12 protein-coding genes and 5 tRNA genes are annotated in these 14,298 nt (G+C 40.0%); 2 read left to right on the top strand and 15 right to left on the bottom strand.

What is annotated here, in order from left to right; translation table 11 throughout:
* Nucleotides 1-748: 748 nt before the first annotated feature.
* The 11 genes from H5126_RS03945 to xerD all read right to left on the bottom strand — a co-directional run bounded on the left by H5126_RS03945 (nt 749) and on the right by xerD (nt 8,383).
* A tRNA-Arg gene (locus tag H5126_RS03945) sits at nt 749-825 on the bottom strand.
* A 115-nt stretch (nt 826-940) separates the two neighbouring features.
* A tRNA-Arg gene (locus H5126_RS03940) sits at nt 941-1,017 on the bottom strand.
* Between the two features lie 51 nt (nt 1,018-1,068).
* Nucleotides 1,069-1,145: transfer RNA gene (locus H5126_RS03935), tRNA-Arg, on the bottom strand.
* 73 nt (nt 1,146-1,218) lie between these two features.
* Nucleotides 1,219-1,295 (bottom strand) — tRNA-Arg (locus H5126_RS03930).
* A 38-nt stretch (nt 1,296-1,333) separates the two neighbouring features.
* Nucleotides 1,334-1,426, bottom strand: a tRNA-Ser gene (locus H5126_RS03925).
* A gap of 128 nt (nt 1,427-1,554) precedes the next feature.
* Nucleotides 1,555-1,737, bottom strand: a complete 183-nt coding sequence (locus tag H5126_RS03920; RefSeq protein ID WP_010553261.1) for a hypothetical protein — start codon at nt 1,735-1,737, stop codon at nt 1,555-1,557.
* Nucleotides 1,738-2,059: 322 nt separating this feature from the next.
* Nucleotides 2,060-3,595 (bottom strand): lysine--tRNA ligase, encoded by a 1,536-nt coding sequence (gene lysS, locus H5126_RS03915; protein WP_182695429.1) that lies wholly within the window; start codon nt 3,593-3,595, stop codon nt 2,060-2,062.
* 26 nt (nt 3,596-3,621) lie between these two features.
* A protein-coding gene (prfB, locus tag H5126_RS03910) for a peptide chain release factor 2 (RefSeq protein WP_100218355.1) occupies nt 3,622-4,720 on the bottom strand; the annotation gives its coding sequence in 2 pieces (ribosomal slippage) (nt 3,622-4,644 and nt 4,646-4,720; 1,098 coding nt in all).
* A gap of 144 nt (nt 4,721-4,864) precedes the next feature.
* Nucleotides 4,865-6,586 (bottom strand): single-stranded-DNA-specific exonuclease RecJ, encoded by a 1,722-nt coding sequence (gene recJ, locus H5126_RS03905; RefSeq protein WP_182695430.1) that lies wholly within the window; start codon nt 6,584-6,586, stop codon nt 4,865-4,867.
* Nucleotides 6,587-6,664: 78 nt separating this feature from the next.
* Nucleotides 6,665-7,393, bottom strand: a complete 729-nt coding sequence (gene dsbC, locus H5126_RS03900) for a bifunctional protein-disulfide isomerase/oxidoreductase DsbC (protein WP_002961417.1) — start codon at nt 7,391-7,393, stop codon at nt 6,665-6,667.
* A 63-nt stretch (nt 7,394-7,456) separates the two neighbouring features.
* A complete protein-coding gene (xerD, locus tag H5126_RS03895; RefSeq protein WP_002961416.1) occupies nt 7,457-8,383 on the bottom strand; it encodes a site-specific tyrosine recombinase XerD in 927 nt (308 codons plus the stop codon).
* 94 nt (nt 8,384-8,477) lie between these two features.
* Here xerD and fldB point away from each other — a divergent pair, with 94 nt between their 5' ends.
* On the top strand, nt 8,478-8,999 hold the full coding sequence (gene fldB / locus H5126_RS03890; RefSeq protein ID WP_182720556.1) for a flavodoxin FldB: 522 nt from the start codon (nt 8,478-8,480) through the stop codon (nt 8,997-8,999).
* A 79-nt stretch (nt 9,000-9,078) separates the two neighbouring features.
* On the opposite strand, the gene H5126_RS03885 is transcribed toward fldB, so the two are convergent.
* From H5126_RS03885 to H5126_RS03870, 4 genes are all read right to left on the bottom strand, one after another.
* Nucleotides 9,079-9,546 carry a YHS domain-containing (seleno)protein gene (locus H5126_RS03885; RefSeq protein WP_182720538.1) on the bottom strand — a complete coding sequence of 156 codons (468 nt, stop codon included), beginning with the start codon at nt 9,544-9,546 and terminating at the stop codon, nt 9,079-9,081.
* Between the two features lie 137 nt (nt 9,547-9,683).
* Complete coding sequence (locus H5126_RS03880) at nt 9,684-10,130, bottom strand: DUF2147 domain-containing protein (RefSeq protein WP_182711816.1); 447 nt, start codon at nt 10,128-10,130, stop codon at nt 9,684-9,686.
* Between the two features lie 155 nt (nt 10,131-10,285).
* Nucleotides 10,286-11,995: a DUF4153 domain-containing protein gene (locus H5126_RS03875; protein ID WP_182720537.1), complete on the bottom strand. Its 1,710-nt coding sequence runs from the start codon at nt 11,993-11,995 to the stop codon at nt 10,286-10,288.
* Nucleotides 11,996-12,055: 60 nt separating this feature from the next.
* Nucleotides 12,056-12,754: a tRNA1(Val) (adenine(37)-N6)-methyltransferase gene (locus H5126_RS03870; RefSeq protein ID WP_182720536.1), complete on the bottom strand. Its 699-nt coding sequence runs from the start codon at nt 12,752-12,754 to the stop codon at nt 12,056-12,058.
* Nucleotides 12,755-12,829: 75 nt separating this feature from the next.
* Between H5126_RS03870 and srmB the strand changes: the two genes are divergently transcribed.
* The gene (srmB, locus tag H5126_RS03865; RefSeq protein ID WP_002961405.1) at nt 12,830-14,056 is read left to right on the top strand and encodes an ATP-dependent RNA helicase SrmB; all 1,227 of its coding nucleotides are present in this window, start codon (nt 12,830-12,832) and stop codon (nt 14,054-14,056) included.
* Nucleotides 14,057-14,298: the final 242 nt, after the last annotated feature.

Genomic DNA, 14,298 nt, shown 5'->3' with positions numbered 1-14,298 from the left:
CGCAGCGCCTCTTAACCTCTTTGTGAATAAATTACTTATTTCTGGCGTTGCCAACAAATAAAATCTTATAAATTATATTTTTGAGGGGGGAATAGAAGCTGTCGCTTCTCACGCGAGCAAGCTCAACGTCTACAACGGATAAATAAACTCGGAGTTTAGATTTAAAGATTAGAGATGGTTTTGCTTGAAAATACCACCTCTCATTTTAAGCTTAAAGATCGTATTTAACCTTCTTAGAGCTAAACGCTTCTAGTTATTTAGTTTCTTGGTCAATGAACCACTTAAAGATCTATTATACAAAGAGAAGCGAAAGAGAAGTAAATGAGAAGACATAAACCCGGGTTTATTAGTTTTGCTTTATTACTACCTCTAAAAGCGCAGCGCCTCTTAACCTCTTTGTGAATAAATTACTTATTTCTGGCGTTGCCAACAAATAAAATCTTATAAATTATATTTTTGAGGGGGGAATAGAAGCTGTCGCTTCTCACGCGAGCAAGCTCAGCGTCTACAACGGATAAATAAACTCGGAGTTTGGATTTAAAGATTGGGTTGGTTTTACTTTTAGGCGTGCAGCTTGCTGACGCGACGAGCGTAGCTCGTAAATAAAGTATCAGTTATATCGGTGGCAAGTAACTAGAAGCTGGCGCTTCTCACGCGAGCAAGCTCTGCGGCTACAGGAGTGGTAGTTTACATTTCACTTTATTTTAGGCACAAAAAAACCGACTTAATGTCGGCTTGTTTATGAAAGTGGTGGGCGCAGGAGGATTCGAACCTCCGACCGCTCGGTTCGTAGCCGAGTACTCTATCCAGCTGAGCTATGCACCCACTTTCATAGATTGCTTATTTAAACTCTAAGCAGAGCGTATTAATTCAGGCATAAAAAAACCGATTTCCATCGGTTTATTTTTCTTACACTTAAAAGTGTATGAAAACATGAAAGTGGTGGGCGCAGGAGGATTCGAACCTCCGACCGCTCGGTTCGTAGCCGAGTACTCTATCCAGCTGAGCTATGCACCCGCTTTCATTTTTACTATTACTTGTTTTTACTCTAAGTGAGAGTCTATAAAGTGGTGGGCGCAGGAGGATTCGAACCTCCGACCGCTCGGTTCGTAGCCGAGTACTCTATCCAGCTGAGCTATGCACCCACTTTATAGTTTACTTATTTTAACTCTAAGTAGAGCTTTTGCTTATTTAGACTCTAAGCGAGTTATTAAAGTATGGTGGGCGCAGGAGGATTCGAACCTCCGACCGCTCGGTTCGTAGCCGAGTACTCTATCCAGCTGAGCTATGCACCCATACTTTAAAATTGTACAAAACACGCCATTAAAAGAAATGGTGGAGAGGGAGGGATTCGAACCCTCGATAGAGCTACAAACTCTATACTCCCTTAGCAGGGGAGCTCCTTCGGCCACTCGGACACCTCTCCGTCTTGTGGGGCGTATAATAAAGATTTCAGAAAATATGTCAAACACTTTTCTACCAAAAACGACTATATGGTTACAGATTGCACATATGCTTGGTTTAAAAGTGTAATTAGTTTGAAATTTAAGCGGGTTACGTATTTTTATTTGAAGGATTAACACCTAGCACGGGAACTAAGTCATCAGTTAACTGAGCCAAATACTGTTCTTGGTAACCTAATTGTTGAAATTCAGCGATACAAGCACGGTAGTAAGCGTTTCGTTCTTGCTCTGATGTACACTCTTCTGATAAATCATCTACTCGTTTGTCTTTCATACTATTATTCTAAGTCCTTTAAGAATCTATATTTAACTGCTAAATACCAGCAGTGTAAATTTCGTGCGTATTCTAGCTAAAACCTTTGTATAAACACAACATATGTTTAAAAAACAATCATACTAAAAAGTTATAGCACTGTTAGTTTTAATATTAAAAACTTCCAATAACAATAAGTTAGTGAAGCTGAATTGCACATTAATCAGCACTAATAATTACCTTTAATTTTTAGTGTAGTACTTATTAATTAAAACACTAATTATAAGCAAAAAAAACGCCGCTATTAAGCGGCGTTTATTAACTTACTTTGTACTACTAAAGATTAGTCAGCTTGTGGACGCATATGCGGGAACAAAATAACGTCTTTAATTGTTGATGAATCAGTAAACAACATTACTAAACGGTCAATACCAATACCTTCACCAGCCGTTGGCGGTAAGCCGTACTCTAGTGCGCGTATGTAGTCTTCGTCGTAGTGCATTGCTTCATCATCGCCTGCGTCTTTCTCTTCAACTTGACGAGTGAAGCGCTCAGCTTGGTCCTGTGCATCGTTAAGCTCAGAGAAACCATTTGCAAGTTCACGGCCGCCAACAAAAAACTCAAAACGGTCGGTAACAAATGGGTTTTCGTCGTTACGGCGTGCAAGTGGTGATACTTCCCACGGGTAACCAGTAATAAACGTAGGTTGAATAAGCATGTGCTCTGCTGTTTCTTCAAATATTTCACAAAGAAACTTACCTGGACCCCAAACACAGTTTTCAGGAATTTTAACGTGCACTTGTTTAGCGTACGCTTTTAACTCTTCAAAATGGTTTTCTGGGTCGTTAAATACCGCAGCATCAAACTCAGGGTTATATTTTAAGATAGCATCCGCCATACTTAAACGTGTAAACGGTTGGCCAAAGTCGTATTCAACTGAATCGATAACTTCGCCGTTTTCGTCCTTAGTTGTATTAACTACAATTGCACTACCTAGTACGTTTTCTGCAACAGTACGTAGCATGTCTTCGGTAATGTTCATCAGGTCGATGTAATCAGCGTATGCTTGGTAAAATTCAATCATTGTAAATTCTGGGTTGTGACGTGTAGATAACCCTTCGTTACGGAAGTTACGGTTAATTTCAAATACACGATCAAAACCACCTACCACTAAGCGCTTTAAGTAAAGCTCTGGCGCTATACGTAGGTACATGTCGATATCAAGCGCGTTATGGTGAGTTACAAACGGACGCGCAGATGCACCACCAGGTATAACCTGTAGCATAGGTGTTTCTACTTCCATAAAGTCACGTTCTGCTAAAAAGCGACGAATGCCTTCAACTACTTGTGAGCGAATGCGGAATGTTTCGCGCGTTGCTTCGTTAGTAATTAAGTCAACATAACGTTGGCGGTACTTTGTTTCTTGATCTGATAAGCCATGGAATTTTTCAGGTAACGGGCGAAGTGACTTAGTTAGTAATTGATACTCAGTCATTTCTACGTATAAATCGCCTTTACCCGATTTATTTAACGCGCCTTTAACACCTATAATATCGCCAGTGTCTAGCTGACCATATTTCTCTTTAAGGTCTTTTTGAACATCTTTAGATGCATACGCTTGTACACGACCTTTCATGTCTTGAATTACAAAAAAAGGTCCACGCTTTGCTAAAATACGTCCAGCAATAGACACAACTTCTTGTAGTTCAACTAATTCTTCTTTGCTCTTATCACCAAACTGGGCTTGCAAATCAGCCGTGTAATGCTCACGACGGAATTGGTTTGGATGACCGTTGGCTGGGCAATTTTCGCGTATCGCGTCTAACTTGCCGCGACGCTCAGCGATTAACTTGTTTTCGTCTTGGATTTTATCAGTCATTTTTTAGCTCTTTATTAGCTTGGTGGTTATAGGCCAGATTTAAGGCTGGCTTCAATAAATTTATCTAAGTTACCGTCAAGTACCGATTGGGTATTGCGGTTTTCAACGCCTGTACGTAAATCTTTAATACGTGCGTCATCAAGTACGTATGAACGTATTTGGCTACCCCAACCTATATCAGATTTAGCGTCTTCTTGCGTTTGTTTTTCAGCATTTTGCTGCTGTAGCTCAAGCTCAAATAATTTAGCTTTTAACTGCTTCATCGCTTGGGCTTTATTTTTATGCTGTGAACGCTCGTTTTGACACTGCACTACGGTATTTGTTGGTACGTGAGTAATACGAACCGCCGATTCGGTGGTATTAACGTGCTGACCACCCGCGCCTGATGCACGGTAAACGTCTATACGTAGGTCTGACGGATTAATATCAATTTCAATATTATCGTCAATCTCAGGGTATACAAACGCAGAAGCAAATGAGGTATGACGACGACCACTTGAGTCAAACGGGCTTTTACGCACTAAACGGTGAACGCCTGTTTCTGTACGTAACCAACCGTAAGCGTATTCGCCAACAAAGCGAACTGTTGCGCCTTTAATACCGGCAACATCACCGTCGGTTGCTTCAACTAGCTCAACTTTAAAGCCTTTAGCCTCGCCCCAACGTAAATACATACGAAGTAGAATATTACACCAGTCTTGTGCTTCAGTGCCGCCAGAACCCGATTGTAAATCAAGGTACGCATCGTTTGAGTCATGAGGACCTGAAAACATACGACGAAACTCTAAACCTTCTAACTGCTCGTTTAGATCGCTAAGTTCGCTTTGTGCTTCATCAAAGGTATCTTGATCTTCGGCTTCTACAGCAAGTTCAAGTAGACCTTCAACGTCGTCAGTACCGGCTACAAGGTTGTCGATTGTTTCAACAACAGCCTCTAATGCTGATTTTTCACGGCCAAGCGCTTGTGCGCGTTCAGGCTCATTCCATACGGCTGAATCTTCAAGTTCGGCGTTAACTTCTTCTAGGCGTTCTTGTTTAAGAGCGTAGTCAAAGGTACCCCCGAAGCAATTCAGTACGTTCGCGAATTTCCTTGATTTGGTTAATCACAGGATTCACTTCAAACATGTACATCACTCCAAAATGGCTAGGTAATTGCGCCCCTTTACATGGGATTTTCGCAACAAATTATCGTCAAATGATAAAAACGCCCGATTTTAACAAAAAACCGCGCGCTTTATTAGCCTTTTATGCATGATTTGTGCATATTTTTTAGTGCACTTTTTCAAGCTCTCTAACTATTAATTGCAGCGTAAATTTACCTCTAAACTCATTTATATCGAGTTGATAGGCTACTTTTACAAACTTCGCTTCTGTGTCGGGCCATTCTTTTACATCAATACCAAAGGCAATGGCGTCAACCAATCGCCCTGATTGATGCTTTAGCACCAGCTTTAAATGCTTTTCGCCGACTATGCGCTGCTGTATTACTTCAAAGGTGTGCTCAAACACCGGCTCAGGAAATTGCTGCCCCCACGGGCCCGATTGCTTTAATAGCTGGGCAAACTCCATCGTAAAACAATCGTTTGGCAGCTCACCGTCGGTAAATACAATGCAGCGTTTACTTTCTTCACTCAGTTGCGCACTCACGGCAGCATCAAACGCTTTTTTAAAGTCATTAAAGTGTTGCTCGTTAATACTTAAACCAGCGGCCATTGCGTGGCCACCAAATTTATTAATTAAGTGTGGCTCAGCAGTATTAAGCCCTTCGAGTAAGTCGCGCATGTGCAACCCTTCTATAGAGCGGCACGAACCTTTTATTTCACCATTTTCGCCACCAGCAAATATAACGGTTGGTCGGTGGTATTTTTCTTTTAAGCGACCAGCCAAAATGCCAATAACACCTTGATGCCAATCGTCTTGAAACAAGCAGATTGCATCAGGGACGTTATCGTCGCTAAATGCGAGTCTATCAAGCACGGCTTGCGCCTCGGCTTGCATGCCTTGTTCTATTTCGCGCCTTGCAAAGTTTAAACTATCGAGCTCGCTGGCAATACTACGTGCTTGATTTATATCGGTGCTAAGTAAGCATGCTATGCCCAAACTCATGTCGTCTAATCGCCCTGCTGCATTTAAACGCGGCGCAAGTGAAAAGCCAAAGTCGCTTGCGCTTAAGCGCGCAGCATTGCGGTTAGCCACTTCAATAAGCGCGGTGATGCCAGGGCGTGTTTTACCACTGCGAATACGTGCTAAACCTTGATGTACTAAGGTGCGGTTATTTGCATCAAGTGCGACCACGTCAGCAACCGTACCAAGCGCTACAATGTCGAGCAAGTTAGCTAAATTAGGCGGCGGTTGCTGCTCAAAATAACCAAGGTCTCGCATTACGCTTCTCAGTGCTATTAGTAAGTAAAAAGCAACGCCAACGCCTGCTATAGATTTAGACGGGAAGTTACATTCGTGCCTATTTGGATTTACTATTGCATCGGCATTTGGCAGCTGCTCACCTTGTAAGTGATGATCTGTTACCAGCACTTTAATACCAACCGCTTTTAAAATATCAATGCCAGCAATACACGATATGCCGTTATCTACGGTGATCACTAAATCAGGCTTTATTTGTACTATTTGCTCTGCAAGTGCGGGGCTTAAACCATAACCTAAGCTAAACCGGTCAGGAATTAAGTAATCTAAATGCTTAAAGCCAAACATCTCAAGGCCTTGCATTAATGTTGCAGTACTTGTTGCGCCATCAGCATCAAAATCGCCGACTATTAATATTTGGCTTTGCGCTTTTAATGCTTCAATTAATAAATCGCTGGCTTTGTCGATATCTTTAAACAATTTAAAATCGTGAAGCGTAGCTACGCTGTTATTTAGCTCGTCGGCATTAAATACATTGCGGTTAGCATAAATTTGTTTAATTACAGGGTGTAAATTACTCGGTAGATGCGAGTCGTCAACGTTTTCACGCGCAATGATTAGTTTTTTCATGCAGAGTTTTAACTTATTGGGTCGTATTAAAAAGACAAAAAAAGGCCATTAAGGCCTTTTTATTAGCTATAAAACGTATTACGACGCTTTGTTAGCATCTAATGCTGCTTTTAGTGCTGCTGCTGGCTGGTAACCTGGGATCATCGTACCATCTTCTAAAATAATGGCAGGTGTGCCGCTAATACCAAAGCTTTGACCAAGCTGGTAATGCTCTGCAACCGGTGCGCTACAGCCTGCAACTACTTTAGTGCTTGTACCCGACTTAGCTTCTGTTAGTGCTTCTTGCTGATCGCGTGCACACCATACGTTCATTAAATCGGCATAGCCTGAACCTTGTAAGCCACCACGTGGAAACGCAAGGTACTTAACGGTAATACCCGCATCAAGTAAATCGTCTAACTCGCGATGTAATTTACGACAGTAACCACAGCTAATGTCGGTAAATACGGTAATACTGTGTTTTTCGTTTGGTGCTTTGTACACAATCATCGAATCTTCGTATTCTTTAATGCCCTCAACACGCACGCCGTTTAATGCTTGCTCTGTTAAGTTGTTACGATTATTTAAATCGATTAACGTACCTTGCATTAAAAATTGACCATCTGGACTTGCGTAAAGTACGCCCTTATTAGTGATCAACTCTTTTAAGCCCGCGACTGGGCTTGGGTTAATTTGCTTTACAGTTACACCAAGCTCGGCAAATTTAGTAATAATAGGATCATTAGCATCTGGTGTTACAGCAACGCCATTTGCAAATGCACTAATACTTGTGCACAACATGGCACCTGCTAACATTAATTTTTTCATAACTTCTCTCTATCCTAAAAACACTTAATATATTGACCGGCTTAATAATATTTACTTTCAAACTTACGCTCGCGGATGATGCTCTGCGTGTACCGACTTTAACCGTTCATTGGCAACATGGGTATAAATTTGCGTCGTTGATAAATCGCTATGGCCCAACATCATTTGTACCACACGTAAATCTGCCCCATGATTTAATAAGTGCGTAGCAAAAGCATGGCGCATGGTATGGGGCGATAATGGAGACTCAACTGATGCCAAAATAGCATAGTGTTTAATTCTATGCCAAAAGGTTTGTCGCGTCATGCCTACTCCGCGCTTAGATGGGAACACAAAATCGGTGGCGTGTTTTATCATTTGTGCACGCCCACCCTTTAGAAATTGCTCCAGCCAATACATGGCTTCTTCACCCAATGGCACTAAGCGCTCTTTGTTACCCTTGCCTTTTACAAACACCACCGCTTGGCGCAAATTAATTTGCTCCATACGAAGCCCAACAAGCTCACTTACACGCAACCCCGTTGCATAAAGTAGCTCTAGCATGGCTTTGTCGCGCAGTCCCATCGCTTCTTCTGTGTTGGGCGCATTTAACAATGCCTCAACTTCAGCTTCTGAGAGTGTTTTAGGTAACGACTGTCCGGCCTTTGGTTGAGCAATGTTTAGCATCGGCGAATCACTAATTATTTTTTCGCGCACAAAATACTGATAAAAACGCTTTAGCGCACTAATGCTACGTGCTGTACTGCGTGGTTTTAAACCTAAATCAACTCGATGGGCTAAGTAGCTTTCTATGTCTAGCCCCGTTACCGTCATTAAATTTTCGCCCTTTAAAAATAGGCAAAACTTATCTAAATCACTGCGATAAGCGCTTAATGTATTTTCGCTTACGCCTTGTTCTAAGTACAGGCTATCTAAAAAGGTTTCTAGGTAGTCGCTATTACTGCTCATACTGCTGTTATTTTCAAAAGAATCGTCAGATAGCGTTGTCACATTATGCTCTCATGCTTTGCTAAGGTATCAATTAAAAATACCTTACGGTAAACTTGAGCCTATCATATCAGGCAATTACACAGTGATAAATACGATGCAAATTGGTTTATTTTTTGGTTCTACTACGTGCTACACCGAAATGACAGCAGAAAAGATTCGCGACATTATTGGTGCCGATATAGTTACCCTGCACAATATTAAAGACGAGCCACTAAAAAATGCAGAGCAGTACGACTTTATCATCTTTGGTATTTCAACATGGGATTTTGGTGAAATACAAGAAGACTGGGAGTCAAAGTGGGACGACATAGCCGACGTAAACCTAAATGGTAAAACCATTGCTTTATTTGGCATGGGCGATCAACAAGGTTACGGGCAATGGTTTCAAGATGCCCTAGGCATGCTACACGATGAAATAAATACGCAAACATTTACTCAACTTGGTTTTTGGCCAAATGACAGTAGCTACGAGTTTGAAGCCTCAAAAGCATTAACCCCTGATGGTAAAAATTTTGTTGGTCTTGCGCTCGACGAAGACAGCCAATACGAGCTAAGCGATGAGCGTATTGCAACATGGGTTGAACAGGTAATGACTGAATACGGCGAAACGCTTTAATTAATAAGCTAATAAATAAAAAGCAAAAAGCCCGCAACTAGTTTAGTTGTGGGCTTTTTAGTTAATATTAATTAAAAATTTATTGAAACGTCATAACATTGGTCGTTTGTGGGTAATATCCATCAGCCATAACAATATACGGCACTAGATTACTTAACCATTTTTGCTGTACGCTTTGGCTGTAATTTAAGTAAAGCTTACCTTCGTGAATATAAAATGCTTCTGGATCTATCCCTACGGCATTCCCCTCATCAGCCATTGCATAAGCGCACCAGCCACCGTATTGCGGTGCATAACGCTTTGGGTTTTCTGCAAATGCCGTTTTGTTTTCTTCACTCGAAAAATGCCAGTCGGCACCTAAATAACTAAACGTATATTTGTCACTGCCTTTAACGGCTTTATTTTGGGTAAAATAAGCAACACTGTCATACCCTTTAATAGCCGTGTTATTAAACCAGCCCGTGTTTACCGCATCATCCTTTGCGTTTGCCCCACCGCTTATTAACAGTGTGCTAAGCATTATTAAAGCAACTATGTACTTAATCATATTTTACCCTTTTATTTACTCAAAATTTTATGCCAATTAAATATGGCAGGCTTAGTGAGTAAGAAAGGCAAAGCGCAAAAATGATTTCAGTTAATGCTTAATTATTTAACGTTTAGTAATTAAGTAAGTAGTTAAACTTACTCAACTCTTAGCCAATATTGGTTTCGGTAAAAAAAGCCAATGTAACCGCGCACTTCGAGCTTTTTACCTTCATCTTGCGGGGTTAATTGTAAGGTGTAGGTTTTACCATTTGTTGGGTCGAGTATTTCACCGTCCCCCCATACGCCATCATCTTGTGCTTTTACATCGGTGATTATGGTCATTCCTAAAATAGGCTGATCTTTTAGCTCATCATCACACTTACTGCATATATCATTTTGTTTTGCAGGGTTAAGAATGGTTTCAACTTTGCCGCTTAATACACCGTTGGTTTGGGTAATACGTACATACGACTTAGCTTGGTTTGTATCCTCATCAATCGTTTTCCAAAGGCCTACTGGCGTAATAGCAGCAAGCACACTTTGGCTTGCAAAAATGGTGGCTGCTAACGTGCTAAGTAATGCTATTTTATTTAACTTTTTCATTGTGTTGTCTTTAAATCAAGTGACTAATGACTTAATCATAACAGGTGATTTATAAACACACTACCAAAGCGCCCCACCTAAAATAACAACAAACCTAAACTAATAATCATTAGTTTAGGTTTAAGGATCTGTAGCATAAAAAACAAAGCAACGTATTACCTTACTTTAAAAACAACATCCCCTATTTTTAGATTTGAATATTCAGGCTCAACTAAAGATAATTCGTTATTATCAATCATGCTTTTAAGGTATCTAATCTCTTCAGGATTTTCGACATTCATATACTTTGAGCGCCACTTACCCATGTCGAATAACCAGAAATATGCGGATATATTTTCATTACTTTCGTCAATCACTATAAAATCGAGTTCATCATCTTTGTTTAAATCCATGCCAATGAAATAGTAAGTATGTTCTTTTAAAGAGTTACGATCGTAAAAATGTTGTTCAGAAAATACTGCCTCTATTAAACCTTGAGGTATTAGCGCTTGTGATGGCCAAAATACACTGCGCTCAATAAAATCATCGACTGTGTGTTCAAGCGTTAAAGCAAACTCATTATTTACATACATCCTATCGATGATAGCGTATTGCTCTGGGTGACTCGTTTCAATTTTCTGTTTTAATAACTGCATAGCTAAATAACCTTGGCGACCTAAGCTGTGCTCAAAATAGTAATAGTCAAACTTTTCTATTGTTACTTTATCTTCATCTAAACGCGCTATTTGGCTGTTTGTAGATAAGCTTTGAAAATTTAATAAAGGGGAGTTAACAGCAAGCATACTAACGAGCACCACCCACCCCATCACAATATTTATTTTGCTAAGCGGCTCTAGCCAATTGTCTCGCTTTGTTATAATTCCAACAAGATAACTAAACGAAAAACACGCCAATAAAAACCAAATTAAAATGCCCCAACAACGATCTACTGTTAGCCCATGCTGCTCTACCCGTAAGTAAATTCCATAGGCAGAAATAACACTATAAACTGGAAGTAACGCAACGCTTATAAAAACGAGTCGGTGCAAGAGCATGTGATAAGGGCGAACTGATGAGTCATCTTTATAAACAGTGTTAACAAAAAACAACGTGAGCACCTGCAGCCACATTACTAATAAACTGCCACTTCCGGTCTCCCATAATTTATTGAGTCCGGTAAAAGGAAGTGTTGCTAAAAAACCGAGAGAAATAACTGATAAAACAGGCAATAAAAACTTAATTAAAGTTTGTAGTAAAAAAGCGATATTATCTTCAATGTTCAAAAGCTTTCTAAATATGACACTCGCAAAGGCAAATGCGAGCGTTAAGGTTGGGATCCAAAACCATTCATTTCTTAGTAGCTCAGAGAAAAATTCTATATCTAAAATATCAAATAAAGCCGCACCTAAATTTAGAATTCCCCAAAAAATAAGTACAAACAGCCAGCATTCTCCAAATATTATAAAATTACGCCAAGAGAGCTTAAATAAACGACTGTAACTAACATTTTCTGAGCTACCAAATTGTTGTATGTACATAAGGCCTTTAAAGCCAGCTATTAAACTAGTAAAAATAAAAACTGACATTAAAGTGTTATTACTTACGTACTCTTGAGGCTCTTGCTGAAAGCCAACATACGCCCCCAATAAAGATAACAACAAGGAAAAAGGAAGGATTAAAAGCAACGACGTTTTTATATTATTTTTATTAACGGTCATTAGCATTAATAAAGGAAAGCTCATAGAAAATGTAATAAGTGAGACTAACCATGTAGGGCTTGTTGCTGGCCACACATTATTTTCTATACTGCTATACAAAAGGGTAAGAGCAATAGCCTGTAATACGGCAAGTATAATTATAAAAGATTTTGGTAACTGACTATCCATATCTGTTCTCAACAATGGTTTTAGTCAGTTTGCGTTATTCGTTCCTATTTTACAATTGCTTCACATTTTCAAATAAAATGCTTTGCACAGAGCTATATAATCAGCAGTGTAGGTATTATCTAAGTTTCTAATGCACAGAATTGATGTTTCTATATCGCTTTTTACGTAGCTAAATGCCATTAAACTGCGGCTAATATCTTTATTGGGCGTGGCTTTTACTTGGCAATGAGTATTTAAATAAAGCCTATTTTGAGTAGCAAGCTCAATAAATAATGCACCTTCAACGCTTGGGAGTATTAAGCTAAAGCGAGAACCACTATGGCTTAAACGTTTAAACGCATTTATTAACTCTTCAAAACTTAAGCCGTCGGTATGGCGCGCGGTATTACGCGCAGCATTATCGCCTTTTAAACTGTGATTAAAATACGGTGGATTAGAGATAACAACATCAAACTTAACTTCACTACTAAAGCTTTGAATAGTTTGGTGCTTAATACTTATTGTTGGCCACGGACTATTAGCTACATTTTGCAATGCTTGGGTATAGGCGCTTTCGTCAATTTCTACCGCAGTTATATCAAGCTCATTACTGCGCTGCTTACACATTAATGCTAGTAAGCCGGTGCCTGTGCCTATATCAAGTAATGACTTTGCACCGCTTAAATTAGCCCATGCGCCAAGCAAAATGCCATCGGTAGAAACTTTCATTGCACAGTGGTCGTGTTCAACTTTAAATTGTTTAAATACAAAACCAGACATTTTTTCACCTTTTCATTCACCAAGCGCAGCATAGCGCGTATAATCAGGGTAATTGTCCCTTATTTTAGACACTCTATGCAATTTTCTGAATTTGATCTTGATAACAAGCTACTCGATGCCATTAATAAAATGGGCTACGAGACGCCAACCAGCATTCAACAACAAGCTATTCCTGAAGCACTACAGGGGCGCGATATTTTAGCATCTGCGCCTACTGGTACAGGTAAAACAGCGGCATTTTTAATTCCGGCTATTCAGTACTTACTGGATTTCCCACGTCGTGATCCTGGTTTTGCGCGCGTCCTCGTTATGACCCCGACTCGTGAGTTGGCTTATCAAATTCATGAACAATGTGAACTGTTAGCTAAACGCACACACCTAAAAATTGGTGTAGTAACAGGCGGTATTAACTACGGCACGCATAAAGAAATTTTCGAAAAAAATAACGATATTTTAATCGCCACACCAGGTCGATTAATGGAATACCTAGAAACCGAAAACTTTCATGCTGAACACGTAGAAATGCTTATTATCGATGAAGCAGATCGCATGTTAGACATGGGTTTCAAAAAAGAAATGAGCCGTATTTGTGACGAAGCTAAAAATCGTCGCCAATGTTTTTTATTCTCAGCAACACTCGAAGGTGACAGCGTAGAAAGGTTTGCTGAAAAAACATTAAACGACCCTGCACTGCTTGAAGCTGAATCGTCACGTAAAGAAAAAGCTAAAATTCACCAGTGGGTACATTTAGCCGATGACTATCATCACAAACTAGAGCTTTTAGTAAATACCTTAAATGGTCCAGACGTGACTAAAGCAATTGTATTTGTTAAAACCCGTGAGCGTTTAGAAACACTGATTGGCGAGCTAACCAATAATGGCGTTAAAGCAGCTTGGTTACGCGGCGAAATGCCACAAGACAAACGTATGAAAGCCATGGAAAACTTCCACAGTGGTAAAACACGTATCTTAATTGCTACCGACGTAGCTGCACGTGGTATTGACGTATCTGACATCAGCCACGTTATTAACTTTGATATGCCGCGCACTGCCGACGTATACGTACACCGTATTGGTCGTACTGGCCGTGCTGGTAAAAAAGGGATTGCAATATCGTTAGTTGAAGCACACGACATTGGTATTTTGTATAAAGTAGAGCGCTACGTTGAACAAAAACTAAAACGCCGTGTAATTAAAGGTGTTGAGCCACAACATAAAGAAGCTAAGCCGCCGGCTAAAAAGCGTAAAGATCCAGTAAAAATGAAAGCCAAGAAAAAGGCTAAGGTTAAAAAGAAAAAGTAACCTAACATATTTTTATTCTAAGCCGACTTTTGTCGGCTTTTTAATGCAAGCCTTGCAGGCTCTGCTGTTTGTACCTGTTACATATGTAACCCAAGCATGTAACTCATACTCATTTAAATGTAATTTTTGCCCACCTGAATTCCCACTTAATAAAATTCCCTTATATTTCATAGCGTTAATATTGGCACCGAAATTGTAACTACAAAGATAACCTAGCCGATGGAATTTCCATATTGTGGCTG

Origin of the sequence: Pseudoalteromonas sp. SG45-3 (assembly GCF_014164075.1) — a bacterium.
Taxonomy (GTDB): Bacteria; Pseudomonadota; Gammaproteobacteria; order Enterobacterales; family Alteromonadaceae; genus Pseudoalteromonas; species Pseudoalteromonas distincta.
The sequence above is the reverse complement of the archived record's forward strand: the minus strand, read 5'-3'. Positions and strand labels throughout refer to the sequence as shown.